This window comes from Fischerella major NIES-592 (assembly GCF_001904645.1).
Taxonomy (GTDB): domain Bacteria; phylum Cyanobacteriota; class Cyanobacteriia; order Cyanobacteriales; family Nostocaceae; genus Fischerella; species Fischerella thermalis.
Genome location: NZ_MRCA01000012.1, coordinates 39,962 through 61,447, shown reverse-complemented (window position 1 = coordinate 61,447; position 21,486 = coordinate 39,962). Strand labels below are relative to the sequence as shown.

Genomic DNA, 21,486 nt, shown 5'->3' with positions numbered 1-21,486 from the left:
AAATTAAGTCTGGAAAAACGAACACCGATGAACACAGATGCACACAGATGGACACTGATGGATTTTTTGTGTGCTTTTTTGGTTGGAGAAGATGAATATATTTTTTGTGATACCCGTTATTTGCCAGTTGCATCCTTCAAGAAGTCGGGGTTCTTGTTGTTAAGATGCAAGCATGTGTAACGCTGTCTTGTTTAAAACTGATATTTTTCTCATTATCATCTTTGATGTAACAAGAATCACCATTAAGGATAATTCATGAGAGTTTTGTGCACTCGTCCCAGAAGCGAAAACGAACCAGAACATATCAATGATATTGCTGATCAAATTCTCACGACAGAGCCTATAAAACAGCAATATCGACTTGTAAAAATTAACCCACCCCTCTATTTAGGGAACAAATTTTTCACCCTTGTCTCCCCACACTTTCCCATTCCCGTTCCTAAGACTCAATCTCCGCTAATTCTAACCACCGTTCTGTCGCTTGATCAATCGCTTGCTTGAGTGCTTCCACCTGTTCATACAACTTTTGCACCTGCGTATAATTCCCTGCGGGAACATTCGCCATTGCTTTTTCTGCTTCTGCTTTCTCGGCTTCTAATTGAGCAATTTTATCTTCCAACTGCTCAAACTCCCGCCTTTCCCAAGTTGATAAACGCTTTTTCTTAGCTGCTTGTTTGGGTTGAGTCTCTGTTGGCTGTGTCTGTTGATTTTTTGGCTTTTCCTTTGTATTGTTAGTCGCTTGTTGTTTTTCTTCTTCGGCTTTTTTGTAATCGAGATAGACTGAGTAATTACCAGGATACTGGCGAATGACTCCTCCTTCTTCCAAAGCAAAAATGGTATCTACAGTGCGATCCAGAAAATAGCGATCATGAGATACCACTATTACACAACCGTTAAAATCCTCTAAATATTCTTCTAGTACCGCCAAAGTCTGGACATCTAAATCATTAGTCGGTTCATCTAAAATCAAAACATTCGGCGCGCTGATCAACACACGCAATAAGAACAACCGCCGTTTTTCCCCACCAGAAAGTTTATGAATAGGTGCATACTGCTGATTCCCCAGAAATAAAAATCTTTCCAACATTTGGGAAGCAGTGATTTTAGTACCGTCGGCTATTTTGACGTATTCCCCTTCTTCCTTAATATAATCAATCACACGCTGATTTTCATTTAAAGCAGTCAGCAATTCTTCAGAGTGCTGATCAAAATAGCCAATATGAATCGTCGCACCAATATCTACACTACCTGCATCTGGCTGCACCCGCCCGGTGATTATATCCATTAAAGTAGATTTACCCGCACCGTTACCACCAATAATACCAATCCGGTCTTCAGGACTAAATTCGTAGGTAAAATCTTTAATCAAAGTGCGTACACCGAAGGGGTTGCCGAAGGCATCGCCATACCCCTTTGAGATATTATTCAGTTCAATTACCTTCTTACCAATGCGACGGCTGGCTGTAGAAATATCAACTTTACCTTGAGTTTGTTTAAACTCCGTCGCTTGCATATCACGAATGCGAGCTATTCTCGCTTTTTGCTTCGTACTTCTGGCTTTTGGCCCCCTTTTCAACCATTCCAACTCTCGTCGCAATACCCCTTGAAACTTACGCTGACTACTAACAGCACTTTCTTCTGCTTCGGCTTTCTTTTCCAGGTAGTAAGAATAGTTACCAGAATAGGTGTAAATATCACCCCTATCTATCTCAATAATCCGGTTGGTGACACGATCCAAAAAATAGCGATCGTGAGTTATCAATAAAAGTGCGCCACGATAACGCTGCAAATAACTTTGTAGCCACTCCACCGAATTTGCATCTAGATGGTTTGTTGGTTCATCCATTAATAACAAATCTGGTTCTGATAGCAAAGCTGTAGCTAAAGCAATACGCTTACGATAACCCCCAGATAAAGTCCCAATAGTAGCATTAAAATCCGTAATCCCTAACTTAGAAAGAATAATTTTGGCGTTGGTTTCCAACTCCCAAGCACCAGTCGCATCCATACGCTGCATTACCACCGAAAGACGCGACATGAGCTGATTATCTTCTGGATAGTGAGCCAGCTTATCAGATATTTCTTCATACTCACGCACCAAAGCCATATTTTCACCACTGTCAGCAAAGACTTGCTCTAAAACAGTGTGATTCTCATCTAAATCTGGCTGTTGGGGTAAATAAATAATCTTCGCACCAGAATTAACTAAAATTTGCCCTCCATCAATCGGTTCTAATCCAGAAATCATTTTTAATAGAGTTGATTTACCAGAACCATTAGTGCCAATTAAACCGACTTTATCATTAGCATCTAAACTAAAACTGACATCTCTAAAAATTTCTTTAATACCAAAATCTTTTTGAACTGATTGTAGTGTAATAATACTCATATTAATCTAGTCATTAGTTATTGCTCATTTAAACTTCGCGTCCTTCGTTTCTTCGCGGTTAAAAATTTTTTGAACCACAAAGACGCAAAGAGCACGAAGAAAATCTTGATATTTATAGCGGTTTGCAGTTGAGTGCAGTACAGAGATAGGACTTACCACACTCTACGAATCCTTGGCGTTATTGGCGTCTTGGCGGTTCAATAGTTCTGAGAAATAAAACGAACACAGATGTAGACGCGCTCATAGGCTTCCCGCAGGGTACACAGATACACACCGATAAAGTTGTACTTCATCTAAACGAGAACTGCTATGATGCTCGCATTTTGAAAAGGCAGGCCTACTGTAATAATATGCTAATAGTTAAACAAATAAATCCAAGGGTAAATGACCGTACATCTCATTAATTCCCTCTGAATCATAAGATTGACAAGATACCAACACCCCGCGATGATGGCCAAAATAAGTATCAATATGACACACGCCATTTTTGCCGTTTAATTTGATATAAACAGACCCATCAATTTTAGGTAAATTACTTGGTGGTTCATATCCTAACGCGAGGGAATAAGTTTTCATTGCCAGTATTCCTTCTTCTTCAGTGTCAGCGCAAATCCCTAAAATTTGATAATCAGATAATTTGGCAATCAAAAGTAAAGCCTCACGAATTAAGGATTTTTCTGATGGTTTGATTTGTGGTGCTATGTCTACACAGTTAAATTTATTGAGAACTTTTTTAGCTTCAGCAACTGTGAAATTAGTTTGATTTCTACTTGACATATATCGGTTTATTATCTGTGTTGATGTGCGCTTTCTTTTTAGGGAATTACCCTCTTGCCCAAGACAAGTTAAGGCTTAATCTTGTATATTACTCACATTGAAAAGGAAAGGAACACTACTTTGTGAGTCTTTAGCAATTAACAGAACTTGTGGCATTTGAGCGCCGCTGTTCTTCCAAGTTTCAATTGCTTTTTTTTGCAAAACTAATTGCCCTCCTGGAGCTTTTAAAGTTTGCGCTAAAAGTCTTTGAGCTTCTGATTTGCCTTTAGTACGATTAATTTCTGCCTGTGCTTCTTGTGCTATGTAAACAGCTTTTGCGCTCTTTGTTCAGCAATTTGTTTTTCCTCTACTGCTATTGCAAATTCCGGAGAAAAAGTTAAGTTAACACGCCAGTATCCAAAACTATTATTCCATATTTTTCTGAGCGTTGACCTAATGCAGTGTCAAAATCATCCTTAAGTTAGTTTCTTCTGGTAATAGACCAGAACAACAATTGCGATCGCTCACCGTCTTTCTAATATCCGCAATGCTGATCGTATCTACGTTATGGAATACGGACGATTTCTTGAGTCTGGAACTGATGAACAACTGTTAGAGCAAAACGAAGTTTATACAAGTCTCTGGTGTGTACAATCGGGTTTGAAGTAACCTAAAATCCAATATATCCAAAATCCAAAATTGACATGATATTTGGTACTACCCAACCAGAATCACCTAACAACCAATGGCGTCGCCAACTAGATCAATTTGTCAAAGTACATCAGCGAGAATTAGCAGCACTAGCTTGGGGTTTGTGGTTAGAAAATGGTGACACTCAGGGTACTATTGGTATTGATCTACAGCCTCAACCGCGATTTGTGTATTGTCCCAAAGAGACCATCGAAAAATTAAATGAGAGTGTGGAAAATAGACTCCAGGAAGTCTTGGGAATCATAGAACATTATCAACCAGAAGTTGAAGTTGTCATGGTTGCTATTGGCAAAGAGCAAATCAAGCTGATCCATTATGAGCCACAACCAGCACCACCAGAATGTTTTGCAGAAGTCGGGAGAGATATGGATAGTTTATTGAATATGTTGGAACAGGGTTTAAGTGAAGAATTGCAAGGGTAGATGGGAGTGTGAGGAGTGTGTAGACGCGTAGCGGTGAGGGGGTCGCAGTCTTGGACGCCAGGTGCTTTATGCCGGGAGACCCGTCCACCGCACTGGCTCCGCTTCCCGTCACGATTGCGAACCCCCGTAGACGGGCGAAGCCTGGCTTCTCGAAGAGTACCCGGAGGGCTTCCCGTAAGGTTGGAGTGTGAGGAGTATGAGGAGTATGAGGAGTATGAGGAGTAAAACAACTAACTACTAACCACTATTGTACAGACGCGATGTTCCTCGCGTCTCTAAGCACTAACTGTTTTGAACTACAACAATATCCATAATCAAAAACAAAGCTCTACAATCTCTGTGACTGTAGGGCTTTGTTTTTATTTGGTGGCGGGAAGTGGATTTGAACCACTGACCTTCGGGTTATGAGCCCGACGAGCTACCAGGCTGCTCTATCCCGCGTCGCTCCTTCTTCTCCACTATAACAGCAAAGACTAAAAATTGGCAACTATAAAAGTGATAATTCTCCAATGACTTCTAGACGCTTGTATTTACCGAGGTTCATAAACTTTTCTGATAAGGCTTGGGCAACGCTAGGACTAATCCAACCCATCTGCTGAAGCAAGTGAATGGCAGCAGCATATTTTGCCCGTTTGGCTCCATCTATAACTTTTATTGCCAGTCCCATACCTTCACCGAGTCTGCCTATACACTGCACTCCTTCCGCACCGGATTTACTTACCAGTTCTCCTGGAGTTAAACGCATCAGTTCGGTGTCAAATTCTCCATCTCCTGCCACCATCGTGGGATGATGAGTCATGGCTCGGACTATCCGCTCCATATCCAAATTACTGCGAGAAGCTAGCAGAGCATACAAATACCCCATTTGCGCCAGTTGCATGAGATATGTGGGTGCGCCGCAGTCATCATGAGCGCTGATAAATTCTTCAGCTGGCATTTTTAGCAATTCTGCTATTTTGGTAATAATCAGCTGCTGTACAGGGTGTTTGCGCTGTAAGTAGTTGTTTAAAGACCAATTACACTGTTGACATACGGCTAACATTCCGGCGTGTTTTCCAGAGCAGTTATATTCTAGGGGGCTACGCTTGCCTTCAGGAGTTGGACATTGCAATGCTGAGGGATCAATATCAGCCCGCCAGAGAATATTAAATACCTGACGGACTTGCTGAATTGTGCCTTTGTGGGAACTAGTGATGATTGCTAAGTCGCGATCGCTCAAATCATAGCGCTCTAGTGTCCCTGTAGTGGTGACAGCCAGAGCTTGAAATGGTTTGAGGGCGGAACGGACAAAGGTGGCGGTTTCAGCATTGCCAGCAACCGACAGCACCCGTCCCCGTTCGTCGCATACGACTGCTTGGACTATATGCTTTGATTCTATAATGCCTTCGCGCAGTAATCTAACTTCTAATGTGGCGGCTTGGGTTCGTTTTCCCATTGTCATGGGTAGTTATCTATGGTGATTTTGTTATATGTCATCATTTTGTTGGTAGTTGTTTTTTGTGTGTTGTTTTTTCTAACAACTAGCAACTATCAACCACCAACCAATGACTATTTAAATTAAGTGCCAAACTATCGTACCAACAACGAAGAACACAGCCAAGCCAGCGAAGGTAATTTGTAACCGTTTAATGATTGGTTTAATTTCATAGGTGACAATTAAGCGATCGCGATTGAGTACTTCTAACGGTTTTGTCCAGGTTTGACCGTCGTACCAGCCCGATTCTTCATAAAATATAATGGGACTGGCAAGGCGATCGCGCACATAAGACCAACCCAAATATAACCGTAACAGTACCAGTACGACACCAATACTTCCTCCGGCAGCACCACAGAGAACAAACTGGAGCGTGTACTTGTGTGGAGTAAAGCTTGCTGCTGCTACTGGAGCTGCGAGTACACAAGATAAACCCCAGATCCAAGCTATTTTTCTGATGTAGTCACGCCAGTTTAAGGTGCAATCACTAAATAACCAAGAAGATTTCAACTCTTCGTACTCATTCAGTGGTTGTTGCTCAGTAGGAACCGGGCAGTTTGAGACTGAAGACTTGATCATGTTGATTTACCCCCCACCATCGTTGGATGTTGGAAACTCGACACGTTCTGCATGACCCCAAAAGGCTTCTAAATTATAAAACTCACGCTCTTTTGGCATCATAATGTGGACGATGACATCGCCATAGTCTAGCACTACCCAAGTCCCTTCTGCTTTTCCTTCTACCCGTAAGGGACGTTTTTGCCACTCTTGTTGTACTTGATCTTCTACTGCTTCGGCGATCGCCCTGACTTGCACCCTGGAATAACCGGTCATGAATGCAAAGTAGTCTGCTAGATAAGATACATCTGCTACTCTCAGTATTAAAATATCACCTGCTTTCCGGTCTGATGCTGCTTCAGCAATGGTTGCGACTACATTTTCACTGGTGTCATTAGTGTCAATTTGTGGGCTTGTGAGCGCACTTTTTTGGACAGTAAGTGATTGTAATGGAAAGTTGGCTTGGAAATAATCAGACATTAAACCTCAGCTGCTTCTTTGTTTATTGGCAAATTTTTACAATTACTGACAAATGAGCATTGAACTGCAACTGTATGAGCTGGTTTTTTTGAATACTAACAAAAAAACAGCAGTCTATACAGTTGTTGTCATAATTGGCTGTTTAGTTTTCGACTTTTGTAAAAACCAATTGCGAGTGGCGATCGCGCGTGGATGAATCAGACTAGGGCTTTCTAGCAAGAATTTGAATGTGTAATCGCAGGTTAACCAAACAGCCCGTTCCAGATTTGCAAAACTTGTTTTTCTTAAAGCTTGTAATTCAGCAGAGTCACCCCGTCCCGGCTCGAGAGTATCTGCTAAAAATACGATACAAGAGAGTGGACTCATGCCTGGTCTACCCAAAGTGTGATTGGCGATCGCTTGTAATACTTCTTCATCTTGTACACCAAAAGTCTCTCTGGCGACGATGGCGCTGACATCTGCATGTAACAGATGGGGTGATGCTACCATCACCTCGTCTATTTCCAACCCAGCCAACTCTGCCATCTGCAAAAGTTTTTTGGATGGAAAATATTTTGCCAAATCATGCATTAGCCCAGCCGTGGCAGCTTGTTCTCTATCTAATTGATAATGTTGAGCTAATTCCACCGCCATCTGTTCGACTCTGAGAATGTGATTAATCCGTGAACTCGGAACGTTCTCAGCTAACCAGGCTAAGACTTTTTGGCGCATAATTCCTTGACACCTGAATCAGAATTGTGGCAATCAGACGAAGACTTGTGATCATATTGTAACGAATCACGCCAGCTTCCACTTTCAGCACCAATAAGGCTAAGTGGCGCGCTATAAAAATAGACAAAAATAAATTGTCTGCAAAACTTGCTTACAGCCAAAAAATTATGTTATACTAGCATAGGTGCGGACGTATAGCTCAGTTGGTTAGAGCGCTACGTTGACATCGTAGAGGTCACTGGTTCGAATCCAGTTACGTCCATATATTGTTTAGACATCCTCCCACTTACATAAGAAGTGGATTTTCTGCTCCACTCACTGTAAATATTGGCGCGACTGCCTTAAGATAGTGCATTAATAGACCGCATGAGGCAAGAAAGAACACACAGATAAAAGAAGAGATTGATTTATTGCACTATTTTTGCTGTGTCGTTTCACTACGCACTCCTCACTTCTGCCAGCAATCAGAGATATTGTTTTCATTAACCCATATCTCAAGTTTTTACACAATTCATCTTGACTTTAATTCTTGAAAACTCTAAAGTTTTAACAAAAACAATTGCAATAAATTCGCATAATTACTGATAAAAATTCCTGGTGGAGAAAGATAATGAGACTCATGACGAAGGGTGTTTTGGGTGTAAGTGTCGCATCTGTTGCCCTTGCAGGTATGATTGCCAGTACATTTGGAGAGAAATCAGCGATCGCCAATCTAATTCCTGACCAAAAAGAGCAAACCTTACTTGCCCAAAGAAAAACCAATGAATTAGTGGTTATTTTTCCTAGTCGCTCTGACTCTACAGATTTGCAAAATAAAGCTAATGCCGTAGCTGCGTTTTTATCTAAACAATTAGGAGTTCCGGTCAAAGCACAGATCGGTGATGACACCGCAGCAGTAGAAGCTTTAAGAGCTAATCGTGCTGATATAGCTTTCTTGAGTAGCCGTCCAGCTTTGAAAGCAGAACAATTGGCAAATGCTCGGTTGTATTTAGCGGAAGTCCGCCCCACTTATTCAGGGAAATATACGTATAACTCCGTATTTGTTGTTCCCAAAAATAGCCCGCTGAAAACACAGTCTACAGCTAAAGCCACTTTGACACAATTGCGCGGCAAAAGAATGGCTTTCACTTCCCCCACTTCTGGCTCTGGGTTTATTTTTCCAACTGGTGAACTTGTGAAACAGGGACTTGTACCAAACCGCGATCGCTTAAATGATTTCTTCGGACAAGTTACCTACGGTGGTAACTACAGCAAAGCAATACAAGCTGTATTACGTGGTCAAGCGGATGTGGCTGCTGTCTCAGAGTATGCTCTTAACCCCCCATACATTACAGAAGCAGAAAAGAATCAACTGCGAATTCTGCACAAAATCCCCGGTGTTCCTGCTCACGGCGTCGCTATTGATGATGATGTTCCCGTCGCTACCCGCAACAAAATCATCAATGCTATGCTGTTGTTGAATCAGCCACAAAACAACCAGTTGCTGCGTAATTTATATAACTCAACAGAATTGGTCAAAATTGACCACAACCAACACCTAGCACCTCTGCGTAATGCCCTGCAACTAGCAGGAATTCAACCGTAACAGAGTTAGTAGTGAGTGGTTAGTAGTTTACTACTCCCCCCTCCCCACTGCCCCTAATCCCCAGAGGGGACCCCGAGTTCCCACCTCCTTCAACATGTCTCCTGCCATTGAGTGTCACAACTTAAAAACAGCATATTCGCCATCATTACAGCGTCCCATCTTAAATGGGATTAGTTGTCAGATTCATCATGGTGAGTTTGTGGCTTTGCTAGGACTAAATGGTGCGGGTAAGTCTACATTGCTGCGATCGCTTGTTGGACTAGTACCATTAGAACGAGGAAACATAAATATCAATGGTGTACAAGTTAATCCCCGCACTCTACCGCAAATCCGGCAGGATATTGGGATGTTATTTCAAGGTGGGGGGCTAATTCGTCAACTTCCGGCGATCGATAATGTATTGTGTGGCAAGCTTGGTATACGCACAACTTGGCAAACATTATTTGGCTTTCCTAAACATGATCGCCGTCAAGCTTTGGAGATATTAGAACAGCTCGGTTTAAGAGCGCAAGCCTATCAAAAAACTAGTCAACTTAGCGGTGGACAACAACAACGGGTAGCGATCGCTCGGGCTTTAATTCAATCTCCCCAGATACTCCTAGCCGATGAACCGATTACAGGTTTAGATGTCATGGCCTGTAAACAGGTGATGGATACTTTATCTCAATTACATTCCCAACAAGGCATAACCATTGTCACAGTTTTGCATGATTTGGGCATAGCAGCAGAATACGCCCAACGAGCGATCGTCTTGGATGCTGGACGTATTGTTTATGACGGTGTTTGTGAGAATTTGCAAGCCCAGTTTTCTGGGATGAGAGGGTAAGGAATGGGGAACTCGGGGCCCCCTCTGGGGATTAGGGGCAGTGGGGTGATGGGGAGGTGGAGAGTGTGAGGAGTGTGAGGAGTGTGAGGAGTGGAAGAATTTTTTTACGCTGTCTACTGAAAATGAAGCACTTTGCAATTCTTTGGAAGCGTTTTGCTTGGCTGAGTCGCCTACTGATATTCTGCCTGGTGGTAGCAATTTATGCTTGGGCATTACAGGGTTTGAAGGTAGATTTTGAACTCCTCAAGAATAGTTGGCCTTACATTACTGATTTTATTTCCAGATTATTTCCACCAGATCCAGCTGTATTAGATATTGCTATTCAAGCATTAGTTGAAACAATACAGATGTCTTTGTGGGGAACTACTTTAGGGGCTATTATTTCTTTACCAATTGCGATCGCTAGCGCCCGTAATGTCGCCCCTGTTTGGTTGCAATGGTTGGCTAATTTCCTCCAAAATATAGTGCGTTCGGTTCCTTCGATTATTTTGGGTTTAATTTTTGTCGCAGCAACTGGATTGGGCGCACCTGCTGGGACTTTGGCTTTAAGTATCTATACAATTGGCTATCTGGCAAAGTTTTATCAACAAGCGATCGAAGCAGTGGACTCTCGTTCTATAGAATTTTTGCAAGTAACGGGAGCATCAAGATTACAAGTAGCGCAATACGGCATTTTACCCCAAGTCTTGCCCTTGGGTTTAGGATATACATTGTGGATGTTTGAGTACAATATCCGCGCTGCTTCTGTGTTAGGTGTCGTGGGAGCAGGGGGTATTGGCTTTCAATTGAAAAGTTATATAGATGGCTTTGAATACAACAAAGCAACAACGATGATGTTGGTGTTGTTGATCGTTGTTACTGTTATAGATTTGTTAAGTAGTCAGTTACGTAAACGCCTTGATTCAATGTAGATAGTAGTTGGTGGTTGGTTGTTGATTGTTGGTTGTGTGAGCGCTCCCAAAGGTCAGAGTCGGTAAATGGGAATTTATCGAGCGATCGCACAGCCATTCCTGGTACCAAACGTAAAATTTGAGGTTCAAAACCCGAACATTCTCGCTTCAAGTCTAAACCTTCTCATTTTCAACCTCAAAGTTCTCACTTCATACCCGAAGATTCTCATTTCAAATTATTTTCCTATTCCCTGATCCCCTAATAGAAGTGTCAAATTATCGGAACACTAACTGAAATCACTGAATCTGTGGTTACTATTGGTTACGATTATTTGGATTTCATTATATAAACTGGCTCAGGTGTAAATGTTTGTCGGCTTTCGTAAAAATAATATTATTGTTTCTGTGGGTGTCAGCCTCACTTTACTGCTGATTGGTTGTAATGACAGCAAAGCCTCTCAATGTCAGCGACTAATCAAGAGTGTGAATGACGGAAATTCTTTAGTAGAGATAAATAAGGGTACTCAGGTTGCAACAAGCTTGAAACTGGCTAAGGATTTGCAAGCAGCCACCGAAAAAATTGAGCAACTAAATTTACAAGACCCTAAACTGAAAGAATACCAAACTCGGTTTGTCAAAGTATTTACAACACTCAGTCAAAATATCAACAAAGCAGGTAAAGCACTTAACACTGCAAAGTCAGCAGAAGCTTCAACATCTGGTAGAAAAGAAATACAAACAGCAAGAAGTGAAATTGACAATGCGCTGAAAGCAGCTGAGATTGCTGCTAAACAATTAGATGTGTTAGGGACACAGGTAAATAAATATTGTAGTCAGCCTGAATAAGGAACTTCTAAATAAAAATTTTATTTGGTGCAGGAGTGGGATAATTCATTTTTTGGAGAGCCTCTGGCTCTTGCCCTTGAATGGTGCAAGATATCAATAAAATCTACTTGCAGACTGGGGACATCACTTGAAGTTGAGTATAAATTTGTAGGTGTTGGGCTGTATTTAGAAATTTGGAATTACTGTGATCAATTCTTCTAGGAGTTTCCTACTGCTAGTTTTACTACTAACCACAGCAGTAGCTTGCGATCAAAAGACTCGTGCTTCTTTGGATAGTTCCACACCAGTAGCACAGAATTCTCCACAGTCTCAAAATGTTGTCCGCACCGAACCACTCTCACCTCAACCCATCCGGATTAATCTTAAAGATTTACCAGAACCCTTTGCGACTGAAAGCGCCTCGAAATCACCTCAAGTAGTCTCAATTCCAGCTAATCCAACATTGCGCGTTCCACCCGGCTTTACAGTCAATGTGTTTGCGGAAGGTTTAGAAGCACCGCGTTGGTTAGCATTAACTCCTAGTGGTGATGTGCTGGTAACAGAAACCAAACAAAACCGCATTCGCTTGTTGCGTGATACCAACGGTGATGGTGTTGCTGATGTGAAGAAGACCTTTGCGAGTGCTAACAATGGGTTGAATATTCCCTTTGGCATGACTTTTGTAGGCAATTCTTTCTTTTTAGGTAACACCGATGCTGTGCTACGGTTTCCTTACACCAAAGGTCAGCAACAACTGAATGGTACTGGTCAAAAAATAGCAGACCTTCCTGGTGGTGGCTACAATCAACACTGGACACGTAATGTAGTAGCTGCCCCCGATGGTAAAAAACTATACATTTCTATTGGTTCCCGTTCTAACGTGGATGAAGAACCCCTACCACGGGCTTCTGTACAGGTTATGAACTTGGATGGTTCCAATCAACAGACTTTTGCCTATGGTTTGCGTAATCCAGTTGGTTTGGATTTTCACCCCCTTACCAAACAACTTTATACTACCGTCAACGAACGGGATGGTATCGGTGATGACTTAGTACCAGATTACTTGACAGGCATTCAACAGGGACAATTCTACGGCTGGCCTTATGCCTACTTAACACCTACCAACATTGAGCCGCGTCAAGCAAATAACGGTAGAAGTAAACGCCCGGATTTAGTACAGCGTACTCGCACGCCAGATGTGCTGTTCCAAGCTCATTCAGCCGCCTTGGGTTTGCAATTTTACGACGGACAAACTTTTCCTGAAAAATATCGCAATGGTGCTTTTGTTGCGTTTCGTGGTTCTTGGAATCGCGATCGCGGCACTGGTTACAAAGTTGTTTTTGTTCCCTTTGATACTCAAGGGCGACCGCAAGGATACTATGAAGACTTCCTGACTGGATTTTTATTAGACCCAAATGTCCCAACAACTTGGGGGCGTCCCGTCGGTTTACTGACCTTACCCGATGGTAGTCTAATTTTTACAGAAGAAGCCAACAATCGCATCTACCGAATTCAGTACACTGGTTAGTAGTTAGTAGTTTGTTCTCCCTTGTCTCCCTTGTCTGCCTTATCTCCCTTGTCCCCTCCAGGGGTCGGTGAGTTCCCCGATCCCCGATTAGAACCATCCCTCTTGTTCCAGGGTTTCAATCAACTGCAAACCTCGCGGATCGCCTACTCCCAAAAGCGCTGCTTTGGAATCTTCCCGGACTCCCAAATCTTTGTCTTCGGCAAAAGCTTGAATTAAAGCATCAATGGCAGTGGCATAGACAATATTAGAAGGTAGTTCGCGACATAACTGTCCGATCGCCCAAGCACTGTTACTCCGTACTGGTGCTACAGGGTCTTGTACCAAAGCTTCAATTAATGGTGGTATTGCTCCAACCACAGCTTCATAACCAATTTGTGCCATCTGGGCTAAAGAACTCGCAGCCCATAATCTAACTGCGGAAATATCAGTTCTCAGGGCATTTGCTAGGGGTGCTAAACAACGGCGATCGCGGCAATTACCCAATGCCCAAACTACGCCTTTGCGTACATATCCATTCCAATCTCGCTCTAATTGGTTAATCAATGGTTCTACAGCATCGGGACTAGGGTTGCGTCCAAGTCCGTAGGCAGCGCTGACTCGCACCAGGGGACAAGTATCAGTGAGCAAGCGAATTAAATGGGGAGTGGCACGTGCATCTTCAATGTCACAGAAAGCACGTGCTGCCAGCATTCTTTGCTGCGGTTGGGGATGCTCTAGTAGCGGTAGCATTTCCTCTGGATCGGGTTTTGACACTTCTGACTCTGTGGTCAGGGGCTCTATTTTATCTAGAGGACTTTCTAGCTCCACTTCAGCATCAAGTAGGCTGAGGTCGTCTTCGTCATACATACATCAAAAGTACCATTCCCTAATACCACTTACCAATTAATTCAATATTTAAAATTGAAATTTCAAAAAAATTAGAATTATAAAATTTTCTTGAGCCACAAAGACTGAGTTTGATAACCCAAGCCACTATAAAGACTTAATGCAGCTTGGTTAGATTGAAACACCTGCAACCCCATTTGCCGATCGCCTCTGTTTTTTGCCCAGTCCTCTGCATATCGCATCAAAGCTGTAGCAATTCCCCGTCGCCGATGTTTTGGTTCAACATACAGTAAAAAGATGTGAGCATGGCGATCGCCTGTAACTTGGTCAATAGCGTTTCCCATCCAGAGACAGGCTATTGGATGATTGGGTGGTGTGGTGAAATCTTCCCCATCTCCCAATCTTGCCATCTCCCCATCTTCTTCGACCCACCACAAAGGAGTTTGGCTAGAGAAGTATTGTTCTACTGTTTGTGCGAGATGAGAAAAATCTTGGTTAGGAAACATTTCTTGGTAAGTCAATTGCATGAACTTAACAAGTAATGCCCGATCTAGACTGGAGCCATGGCGGATACAGTAACCTGGTAGCAGTTCCACAATTAAAACTTTAGTAGTTGCTCCTATGACAATGAGTTAGGAGAAATTGAAGGAGTAGAGAAAGATACGGAGAAATTATTCTCTTTGTTAGCAAACGTCTCCCCATCACCCCATCTCCCCATTGCCCCTAATCCCCACTCCCCTAAGGGAGTGGGGGCCCCGAGTTCCCCATTTTCCTCAACGGGTGCAGGTGCTGCCATGTCCGCAGGTAAAAATATACGGGCGCTGACTGCCACTAGCGCAATTAAAAATAGCAACACTACGAGTAGGGGTGCAATGTATTGACGAAATATAGCCATTTTTTTAGATATGAAGTTTGACTGAAGATTTATGAAGTTAACATGATTTATTCTAGCGATGTTCCTGATAACTGTTCACTGATTTCATCTGCGATCGCGTTCCAAGTCAGCGATCGCTCTTTCCCAGTACCAACTTTCTGGAAATCCGGGATAATTTTGTCTTGCTTGTGCGACAAGGCGTTCTGCTGCGGCAATATCGCCATCTAACATAGAAATTAGCTTGTTTTGCAGACGGCTGTCAGCACCACGTGGAGTCGTTGGTTTGAGTGTGGGTTGGGTTGTTGACTCTGTTGCAGGTTGGGTTGCAGGCTGTGGTCTATTGCCTTTGATTTGGTTAGACTGCCTACGCAATTCCCAAAATAAAACGTAATAAAGCGTACCAAAAATTACAATTAAACTGAATGTCCCCAAAAAAGTCAGGAGATTAAGTGCAAGAAATCCTAAAACTAACTGGGAAAGCACATAGCCAAGTAGGAGTCCTGTAAATAACAGGATTGTTGTGGCAATAATAATGATTAGTTTTTGCCCCATACATCTTCTTCCTCATCATCTAGTCCTGGTCTGGGCATTGCTATCGGTTGAGGGTTCCAAGGAGCGAAAATAGGTAGCAGAAGTAACCCTGGCAGGGCGGCGATGATAGTAATTATGAAAAATGTAGGCCAACCCGTGCTTTTGGCGATCGCGCCAGCTGGGGCTGCCAAAATATCCCGGCTGACAGCCATTAAGCTGGAAAGCAATGCATACTGAGTGGCAGAAAATCGCTGGTTACAAAGACTCATTAAAAAAGCAACAAAGGCAGATGTTCCCAGTCCACCACAAAAGTTTTCGATGTTAATAGTCAATACTAATAATTGGTAATTTTGGGAAAACTGCGGTTGGGCCAGTATAAAGTAAGCAATGTTGCTTAAGGCTTGCAACGCACCAAATACCCATAGGGAACGATTGATACCTATACTGCTTAAAACAGCACCACCGACAAAAGCGCCCACAATAGTAGCAATTAATCCCATTCCTACCTGTATGGCTCCAATATCAGTTTTAGTGAAGCCGATGGTGAGTAAAAAGGGTGTCGCCATATTACTCAACAAAGCATCACCAAGTTTATATAAGGTGATAAACACCAAAATCAATAAGCCTTGGATTACTCCTTGGCGCTGAAAAAATTCCCCAAATGGTAAAACGACGGCTTCAGCCAAAGAAGCTGGTGGGCTAATTTGTCGTGGTTCTGGCGCAATTAAGACACCAAAAATTCCAAGCACCATTATTCCTGCCATGAACAAATACACTGAAGACCAAGGCATTCGATCAGCTAGTATTAATCCTAAAGAACCAGCAACTAATAGCGCAATCCGATAACCTAAAATAAAAACTGCCGCCCCAGCCCCCATTTCTAATTTTGTCAAAACATCCGTACGGTAGGCATCAGCAGCAATATCTTGAGTCGCACTCAAAAAAGCAATGACTATAGCGTTGATGGCTAAAAGCTGTAAGCCTTGTTTGGGTTGTTGAAAAGCCATAAAGGCGATCGCTACTATCAAAGCGATTTGCGTCACAATCAACCAACCCCGCCGCCGCCCGAAAAATGGAGGTGTAAACCGATCTAGAAACGGCGACCAAAGAAACTTCAATGAGTAGGGCAGACTAGCGAGGCTAAACCAGCCGATCGCTGCTAAATCAACCTGTTCTTGAGTCATCCAGGCTTTGAGGTTATTCCCAATTAATAATAAGGGCAAACCTGAGGCAAAACCTAGCAATAACAAAGCCGCCATTTTGCGGCTTACAAATAACTTCAGCAGAGATTGGATTGGTCGCACAGTATTTTAAGTTCCTTGTATAACTTAATCAAGAATCAGAATTACATCAAGGTTTTTTGGCAATTCTCTAGTTGATTTTGATTAGCGAACACAGTACAAGACGATGAACACCGATAATCTATCTGTGTTCATCAGTGTTTATCGGTGTTCGATTTTCAAAACAAGATTTCTACCATAGTTTTAATTCACATCCAGCGTAAATTTAATTTACTTTTAAGAATTAAATTATGCATTTCTTTATTGTTAACTATGACTTGTGTGTGTCTGTGTTTATCCTGATCAGGCATTGAAATATATTGCCATAATTAGTGTGTAATTTCGTGCCAATTTGGCTTGTACCATTGTTAAATGTTGGATTTTGAATATAGTTAGTGGTTAGTGGGTACAGACGCGAGGAACATCGCGTCTGTACAATAGTGGTTAGTTATTGGTTGTTAATGATCATTGGTCATTTGTCATTATTTATTCTCCTCACACTCCACTCTTACGGGAAGCCCTCCGGGTACTCTTCGAGAAGCCGGGCTTCGCCCGTCTACGGGGGTTCGCAATCGTGACGGGAAGCGGAGCCAGTGCGGTGGTGAGACAGCGCGGTCTTGGGGGTTTCCCCCATGAGCGACTGTCGAAAGGGTCTCCCGGCATAAAGCACCTGGCGTCCAAGACTGCGACCCCCTCACCGCTACGCGTCTACACACTCCTCACACTTCCCCCATCCCCAATTGATAAACCTGATGTCCTCTAATTTCTACTCCATGTTCAGCAAGGCATTTTGTCCAACCATCGCGAGTACCAATATTACTTTTGTCTTTGAGTAATCCTAATTCAATTTCTTTTTGAGTGAGTTGAGAAAAATCTTCATATAGATAATAATTAGGAGTCACAAATGTTTCTTTGCGGTGGAGTATAGGTGGATTGGCTCTGTTGGCATAGTCTCGGTGAGTGATGTATAAAGTTTTTAAATCAATCACAACACTTGCTTTTAAGGCTGGATGAGGGTCAGTATCAAATTCTGGGTAAAGCAAATAAGAAATTTGCGATTTCTCAGTATCAAATTTGATCAGCGTTGCATCATCAACACGTCCGATTGTACGGCTAGCACAACCTTCATAAATTCGTAGCAAAGCGTCCATTTCACACAAAGCGGAGACATGAACGTATAAAGCACCACGAGTACGTTTACCAATTTTACTTTTTTCACAAGCAGCTTTTACTACCCCTGGTTTTCCTAAGCTAAACAGCTTGGCGTCAGCAACTTCACAAGCTTCTTCGTAGGAACCAAAAAAAGCTTTGATATCATGACGCATTTCTGGGGCTAGCTTGTGCCATGAAGGACGACCCTCAAAATGAGTCAAAGCCAGGTAAACTTGAATGTCAAGGGAACGACGATAAGCGATCGCATCCCATTCTTCCTCATTGGTAGCTTGCAAAACCACCGCAAAAGCCCGGCGGAAGTTACCAAATTCTTTGAGTAATTCCTGTTCGTTTTCCAATTCACCTTTGACTGGTAGTCTCCCACGCTTGGTATAAAAATTCATCAACGGCTGAAGCATTTCTTGGTAGTCTTCAAACCGCTTGGTGGGGATGCGGACTCTGGGTGTGGAGGTTTTGGAAAAGAAGCGTAGGGCTTTGTATGCTTCTTTTTCAGCTTCATCCCGAAACACAAAGTATATACCCAGTGCTACAGGCACAGCATCGACGTTCAGTGTTTCATCAATGTATTTTTTTAACTCATCTTGTTGGTAATATTTCTGAAATGTGTTGTGGCGAGTGACAACGCCGTCGCCATAAGGTATGAGATTGCGACTAGGAGCGTTAACTAGGACTTGAGCAGCAACAATTAATACTTTCCGGGTAAGTGACCAAGCTTCTGCGAGGGCTTGACGACGTTCCTCGGGGTCTTCAATCACATTGAGGACATAACCTAAATTGACAATATCAGCAGGAATGCGATCGCGATCGGGAAAATAGTAAGGATCCCAACCTGCACTAGTGTAGCCTAAATTTGCCAGGCGATCGACATCACCACCGTAGCCACAGCCATAGTCAAAAAACGTGGTATCTTTGTTGAGAATTGACCACTCTATTGCCAATCGCACAGGGCGAGACAAGTCAATACGGAAAATCGCCGCTCTGTGACGTTCAATTTCTACGTAGCTCTCGGACATAAGAGCAATTGAATTTTTTAGTAGTTAGTAGTTAGTGGTTAGTGGTTAGTTGTTAGTTGTTAGTTGTATCTCTGTCAAGATGGGTAAAAACCTGCTTTCATGGGCTGATTTTTTGCGATTCGACTTGGTGTCTTGGTGGTTAAATAAAATTTATTTTTTCACCACCAAGACACTAAGACACAAAGAAAACTTGGTGTTTTCGGCAACAGTCGTAGAAATATCTATCAAAACCCGTCCCTACCTACTAACCACTAACCATTCATAATTTCAATTCTTCGTCGCTAATTCAATCAAATCTTCAATTTTCTTGATATTTGGATCACCAGCTAAATATCCAATGCCACGATGCAAATGCAGGCGGAACTGTGTAGCCAAAGTTTCTTTGTCAGTTCCTAAACCATCATTGTAGCAGCGTTGTTTGAGTGCCAGCAGCAAAATATCGGATATTTCCCCACCAAAGACGCGCCAACTCATTTCGAGGTTACTATCTTGGGGAATTGGTACTGGGGAAGGTGCAGTTGGTTCGGCGAGGGAACGACAAAACGCCCAGCGACATAGGATGTTCCATTGGTCGATTTTGGTATTGCGTTTGAGTTTGGTAAGTTGGTCTTTGGCTGTTTGAGATAATTTGATGCGTTCGATAGGGGTTTCCATAATATTGTGATTAGTCTGCACAGGGCGACTTTGCTTGTGTTGTAGCGAATTATATTCGTCTACAAGATTGTATATTGTCGGCTAGTGTTTTATCGCATTCGTTCTGAGGAGTATAAAACGAACCACCATAGACGTGCAGCGGCTTAAGACAGGGTAGACCCCAACTGCGCCAACAGAAGAAGAGAAAAGGGTAATTCATTAAATTATGTAACCATCAAAATGAATGACATAGACCACTAGTGGTCTATCGCAAAAGTTATGAGAAGTTGTGAGGGGTCAGATCCCCGACTTCTTCAATGAGTCGGGGATCTTGTAGCCCAGCAAAATCAATGCGATGAACCACTAGCCCGGGAGTAAGGTTTGTTTTCATACCGATGGGTAAGTACAATATATTAAAGTTAGAGATTTGAAATAAGTTTGTAGTAAGGGCTTTAGCCCTTTTGGCAAACCTTTAATTACTTATAGCTTTCTACTTACTAGTTGAATTTTATTGTCAGTATTTATAATTTTATGGCTAAATTGCAATTACATTTTAATGGTTCCTTTGCTTTTAAAAAAGAGGAAATCAGCAGAATTTTACAGGCGGCGAGTGAAGAAAATGGTTTAAATGATACTCTGCCTAATTTGATGCAAAAAACAAGTTTAGGTAACGCTAAAGTTGGACGGATAAAAAGTTGGACAATTCGGGCTGGGTTAATTCAAAATCATCGGCTTACTCCCGAAGGAGAAATTGTTTGGCGACGCGATCCTAATTTGGAATCAAGTGTCACAGAGTGGTTGATGCACTTTTATTTAAGTTTTGGTGGTCAAGGAATTCAGCCAACACCAAAATCGCCAGAAGATTGGGGAGGATGGTGTTATTTTGTTTATTCTTTTTTGCCTGAAAATAGCAAATTTACTAGTGAAGAGTTTTTAGATAGCTGTACTGCTGTTTTTGAAGAAGAAAGCAAAGTTATTGCTGATAGAATTAAATTTATCTTCCGGACATATACAGATTCCCAAGCTTTAGCATCTTGCAAGTTTCTCACTCAGGAAAATAAAAAATATGTTACTGGATATGCGCGTTTGCCTAACCCGTATTTAGTGGGGTATTTTCTGGCACTACTTTGGCAACGGGATTTTCAGGAGGAAGGATCTGTTTTAACTGAGTCTATTTTGAACCAAAAAATGGGACTTGCTGCTGTATTAGGTGTAAAAGCGACAACGCTACAAGAACAGCTAAATGCTTTGGAAGCATACGGTATCATCGAACAGCGCAGGACAGTGCCTCCTTTCCAAGTCATACGGCGTTGGGATGAACCCTTGGTATTGTTGCAGAAGTCGTATGACAGCGAATCCTAATATTTGTTTGCAAGGTGTTAGACCAGATAACCAGGTGTATCTGCTACTTTGGGATACACCTAATGAAAATGATTTGGTACGTATTGTCTTGTATAACAATGCCTTACGCGTCAACTACCGAGAAAATTTGCTACAACGGATTAATCAAAGCGATCGCTTTCTGACTCTTCATCATGATTTAGAGCGAGAATTGACAGCGATCAAGTTTATGTGTTCTGGAATTAAGGAACAGATGGTTTTACTTGAGGGTTTAGACTGCCTAATTACTTATTTGCAAGTCTACTCTCCCAAGCATCTTACCTTGTTTTGGAACAATTTAGAAAAAACTCGCAAGTTAGAACGAATTTTATGGGTGATATTACCTCAGCAATTAGTACCTAAAATTTGGCCGGCGATGCGAATGAAATCAATGTTTGATTGAATTGAAAGTAGGACACAATATATGTTGGAAAAATCGAACACAGATGGACACAGATGGACACAGATAAATCATTGGTGTGTCTCGGTGTTCGCCTTCCCAAAAAAATATTGGACGAGTCAGAAACTTGCAGCCACAAAAATTTCCTGAAAATCGAACACAGATGGATAATTACGAAAATCAGTAGTTTGTTGCTAAATTGTATACTAGTTTGCAAGTTGA

The 21,486-nt window shown here is 42.2% G+C and carries 21 protein-coding genes, 2 tRNA genes and 1 pseudogene; 9 read left to right on the top strand and 15 right to left on the bottom strand.

Annotated elements, in window-relative coordinates; all coding sequences use genetic code 11:
* Positions 1 to 439: 439 nt before the first annotated feature.
* From abc-f to NIES592_RS25990, 3 genes and pseudogenes are all read right to left on the bottom strand, one after another.
* Positions 440 to 2,389: a ribosomal protection-like ABC-F family protein gene (abc-f, locus tag NIES592_RS18710; RefSeq protein WP_062244352.1), complete on the bottom strand. Its 1,950-nt coding sequence runs from the start codon at positions 2,387 to 2,389 to the stop codon at positions 440 to 442.
* Positions 2,390 to 2,749: 360 nt separating this feature from the next.
* On the bottom strand, positions 2,750 to 3,166 hold the full coding sequence (locus tag NIES592_RS18705) for a DUF1824 family protein (protein WP_062244356.1): 417 nt from the start codon (positions 3,164 to 3,166) through the stop codon (positions 2,750 to 2,752).
* Positions 3,167 to 3,241: 75 nt separating this feature from the next.
* Positions 3,242 to 3,626, bottom strand: a pseudogene (locus tag NIES592_RS25990) (SPFH domain-containing protein); the annotation flags it as partial.
* Positions 3,627 to 3,849: 223 nt separating this feature from the next.
* Here NIES592_RS25990 and ccmS point away from each other — a divergent pair.
* Entirely contained in the window at positions 3,850 to 4,278 is a 429-nt protein-coding gene (ccmS, locus tag NIES592_RS18695; protein ID WP_062244359.1) for a beta-carboxysome assembly chaperone CcmS, read from the top strand.
* 364 nt (positions 4,279 to 4,642) lie between these two features.
* Here ccmS and NIES592_RS18690 read toward each other — a convergent pair.
* From NIES592_RS18690 to yqeK, 5 genes are all read right to left on the bottom strand, one after another.
* Positions 4,643 to 4,719 (bottom strand) — tRNA-Met (locus tag NIES592_RS18690).
* A 46-nt stretch (positions 4,720 to 4,765) separates the two neighbouring features.
* Positions 4,766 to 5,719, bottom strand: coding sequence for an asparaginase (locus NIES592_RS18685; protein ID WP_009455612.1), 954 nt, complete (start codon positions 5,717 to 5,719; stop codon positions 4,766 to 4,768).
* A gap of 111 nt (positions 5,720 to 5,830) precedes the next feature.
* A complete protein-coding gene (locus NIES592_RS18680; protein ID WP_009455607.1) occupies positions 5,831 to 6,331 on the bottom strand; it encodes a CGLD27 family protein in 501 nt (166 codons plus the stop codon).
* Between the two features lie 6 nt (positions 6,332 to 6,337).
* Positions 6,338 to 6,790, bottom strand: coding sequence for a ribosome silencing factor (gene rsfS / locus NIES592_RS18675; protein ID WP_016870846.1), 453 nt, complete (start codon positions 6,788 to 6,790; stop codon positions 6,338 to 6,340).
* 114 nt (positions 6,791 to 6,904) lie between these two features.
* On the bottom strand, positions 6,905 to 7,501 hold the full coding sequence (gene yqeK / locus NIES592_RS18670) for a bis(5'-nucleosyl)-tetraphosphatase (symmetrical) YqeK (protein ID WP_073556542.1): 597 nt from the start codon (positions 7,499 to 7,501) through the stop codon (positions 6,905 to 6,907).
* Positions 7,502 to 7,689: 188 nt separating this feature from the next.
* On the opposite strand from yqeK, the gene NIES592_RS18665 reads away from it, so the two are divergent.
* The 6 genes from NIES592_RS18665 (at position 7,690) to NIES592_RS18640 (ending at position 13,155) form a co-directional block, all read left to right on the top strand.
* Positions 7,690 to 7,763 (top strand) — tRNA-Val (locus NIES592_RS18665).
* 348 nt (positions 7,764 to 8,111) lie between these two features.
* Positions 8,112 to 9,086, top strand: coding sequence for a phosphate/phosphite/phosphonate ABC transporter substrate-binding protein (locus NIES592_RS18660; protein ID WP_062244370.1), 975 nt, complete (start codon positions 8,112 to 8,114; stop codon positions 9,084 to 9,086).
* Between the two features lie 94 nt (positions 9,087 to 9,180).
* Positions 9,181 to 9,912, top strand: a complete 732-nt coding sequence (locus tag NIES592_RS18655; RefSeq protein ID WP_073556541.1) for a phosphonate ABC transporter ATP-binding protein — start codon at positions 9,181 to 9,183, stop codon at positions 9,910 to 9,912.
* 122 nt (positions 9,913 to 10,034) lie between these two features.
* On the top strand, positions 10,035 to 10,823 hold the full coding sequence (gene phnE, locus NIES592_RS18650) for a phosphonate ABC transporter, permease protein PhnE (protein WP_073556540.1): 789 nt from the start codon (positions 10,035 to 10,037) through the stop codon (positions 10,821 to 10,823).
* Positions 10,824 to 11,168: 345 nt separating this feature from the next.
* Positions 11,169 to 11,648 (top strand): hypothetical protein, encoded by a 480-nt coding sequence (locus NIES592_RS18645; RefSeq protein WP_073556539.1) that lies wholly within the window; start codon positions 11,169 to 11,171, stop codon positions 11,646 to 11,648.
* A gap of 178 nt (positions 11,649 to 11,826) precedes the next feature.
* Complete coding sequence (locus NIES592_RS18640) at positions 11,827 to 13,155, top strand: PQQ-dependent sugar dehydrogenase (protein WP_073556538.1); 1,329 nt, start codon at positions 11,827 to 11,829, stop codon at positions 13,153 to 13,155.
* 87 nt (positions 13,156 to 13,242) lie between these two features.
* Here the strand turns inward: NIES592_RS18640 and NIES592_RS18635 are convergent, their stop codons facing one another.
* The 7 genes from NIES592_RS18635 to dndE form a co-directional block, all read right to left on the bottom strand.
* Positions 13,243 to 14,001 (bottom strand): HEAT repeat domain-containing protein, encoded by a 759-nt coding sequence (locus tag NIES592_RS18635; protein WP_073556537.1) that lies wholly within the window; start codon positions 13,999 to 14,001, stop codon positions 13,243 to 13,245.
* A gap of 77 nt (positions 14,002 to 14,078) precedes the next feature.
* Positions 14,079 to 14,576, bottom strand: coding sequence for a GNAT family N-acetyltransferase (locus tag NIES592_RS18630; RefSeq protein WP_073556536.1), 498 nt, complete (start codon positions 14,574 to 14,576; stop codon positions 14,079 to 14,081).
* A 23-nt stretch (positions 14,577 to 14,599) separates the two neighbouring features.
* Complete coding sequence (locus NIES592_RS18625) at positions 14,600 to 14,875, bottom strand: hypothetical protein (RefSeq protein WP_062244391.1); 276 nt, start codon at positions 14,873 to 14,875, stop codon at positions 14,600 to 14,602.
* Between the two features lie 84 nt (positions 14,876 to 14,959).
* On the bottom strand, positions 14,960 to 15,406 hold the full coding sequence (locus tag NIES592_RS18620; protein ID WP_073556535.1) for an ABC transporter permease: 447 nt from the start codon (positions 15,404 to 15,406) through the stop codon (positions 14,960 to 14,962).
* On the bottom strand, positions 15,391 to 16,689 hold the full coding sequence (locus tag NIES592_RS18615) for an AmpG family muropeptide MFS transporter (RefSeq protein WP_443134931.1): 1,299 nt from the start codon (positions 16,687 to 16,689) through the stop codon (positions 15,391 to 15,393). The genes NIES592_RS18620 and NIES592_RS18615 overlap by 16 nt, the downstream gene beginning before the upstream one ends.
* Before the next feature lie 695 nt (positions 16,690 to 17,384).
* Positions 17,385 to 18,851: a DNA phosphorothioation-associated putative methyltransferase gene (locus NIES592_RS18610; RefSeq protein ID WP_073556533.1), complete on the bottom strand. Its 1,467-nt coding sequence runs from the start codon at positions 18,849 to 18,851 to the stop codon at positions 17,385 to 17,387.
* A 267-nt stretch (positions 18,852 to 19,118) separates the two neighbouring features.
* On the bottom strand, positions 19,119 to 19,505 hold the full coding sequence (dndE, locus tag NIES592_RS18605) for a DNA sulfur modification protein DndE (RefSeq protein ID WP_062244406.1): 387 nt from the start codon (positions 19,503 to 19,505) through the stop codon (positions 19,119 to 19,121).
* Positions 19,506 to 20,015: 510 nt separating this feature from the next.
* On the opposite strand from dndE, the gene NIES592_RS18600 reads away from it, so the two are divergent.
* Both NIES592_RS18600 and NIES592_RS18595 read left to right on the top strand, forming a co-directional pair.
* Positions 20,016 to 20,846 (top strand): DUF4007 family protein, encoded by an 831-nt coding sequence (locus tag NIES592_RS18600; RefSeq protein WP_073556532.1) that lies wholly within the window; start codon positions 20,016 to 20,018, stop codon positions 20,844 to 20,846.
* Positions 20,830 to 21,267 carry a hypothetical protein gene (locus NIES592_RS18595; RefSeq protein WP_073556531.1) on the top strand — a complete coding sequence of 146 codons (438 nt, stop codon included), beginning with the start codon at positions 20,830 to 20,832 and terminating at the stop codon, positions 21,265 to 21,267. The genes NIES592_RS18600 and NIES592_RS18595 overlap by 17 nt, the downstream gene beginning before the upstream one ends.
* Positions 21,268 to 21,486: the final 219 nt, after the last annotated feature.

Excerpts from the sequence above, each read along its gene's own strand:
- abc-f (WP_062244352.1), bottom strand. The coding sequence starts at position 2,389 with ATGAGTATTATTACACTACAATCAGTTCAAAAAGATTTTGGTATTAAA.
- NIES592_RS18705 (WP_062244356.1), bottom strand. The coding sequence starts at position 3,166 with ATGTCAAGTAGAAATCAAACTAATTTCACAGTTGCTGAAGCTAAAAAA.
- ccmS (WP_062244359.1), top strand. The coding sequence starts at position 3,850 with ATGATATTTGGTACTACCCAACCAGAATCACCTAACAACCAATGGCGT.
- NIES592_RS18685 (WP_009455612.1), bottom strand. The coding sequence starts at position 5,719 with ATGACAATGGGAAAACGAACCCAAGCCGCCACATTAGAAGTTAGATTA.
- NIES592_RS18680 (WP_009455607.1), bottom strand. The coding sequence starts at position 6,331 with ATGATCAAGTCTTCAGTCTCAAACTGCCCGGTTCCTACTGAGCAACAA.
- rsfS (WP_016870846.1), bottom strand. The coding sequence starts at position 6,790 with ATGTCTGATTATTTCCAAGCCAACTTTCCATTACAATCACTTACTGTC.
- yqeK (WP_073556542.1), bottom strand. The coding sequence starts at position 7,501 with ATGCGCCAAAAAGTCTTAGCCTGGTTAGCTGAGAACGTTCCGAGTTCA.
- NIES592_RS18660 (WP_062244370.1), top strand. The coding sequence starts at position 8,112 with ATGAGACTCATGACGAAGGGTGTTTTGGGTGTAAGTGTCGCATCTGTT.
- NIES592_RS18655 (WP_073556541.1), top strand. The coding sequence starts at position 9,181 with ATGTCTCCTGCCATTGAGTGTCACAACTTAAAAACAGCATATTCGCCA.
- phnE (WP_073556540.1), top strand. The coding sequence starts at position 10,035 with ATGAAGCACTTTGCAATTCTTTGGAAGCGTTTTGCTTGGCTGAGTCGC.
- NIES592_RS18645 (WP_073556539.1), top strand. The coding sequence starts at position 11,169 with ATGTTTGTCGGCTTTCGTAAAAATAATATTATTGTTTCTGTGGGTGTC.
- NIES592_RS18635 (WP_073556537.1), bottom strand. The coding sequence starts at position 14,001 with ATGTATGACGAAGACGACCTCAGCCTACTTGATGCTGAAGTGGAGCTA.
- NIES592_RS18625 (WP_062244391.1), bottom strand. The coding sequence starts at position 14,875 with ATGGCTATATTTCGTCAATACATTGCACCCCTACTCGTAGTGTTGCTA.
- NIES592_RS18620 (WP_073556535.1), bottom strand. The coding sequence starts at position 15,406 with ATGGGGCAAAAACTAATCATTATTATTGCCACAACAATCCTGTTATTT.
- NIES592_RS18610 (WP_073556533.1), bottom strand. The coding sequence starts at position 18,851 with ATGTCCGAGAGCTACGTAGAAATTGAACGTCACAGAGCGGCGATTTTC.
- dndE (WP_062244406.1), bottom strand. The coding sequence starts at position 19,505 with ATGGAAACCCCTATCGAACGCATCAAATTATCTCAAACAGCCAAAGAC.
- NIES592_RS18600 (WP_073556532.1), top strand. The coding sequence starts at position 20,016 with ATGGCTAAATTGCAATTACATTTTAATGGTTCCTTTGCTTTTAAAAAA.
- NIES592_RS18595 (WP_073556531.1), top strand. The coding sequence starts at position 20,830 with ATGACAGCGAATCCTAATATTTGTTTGCAAGGTGTTAGACCAGATAAC.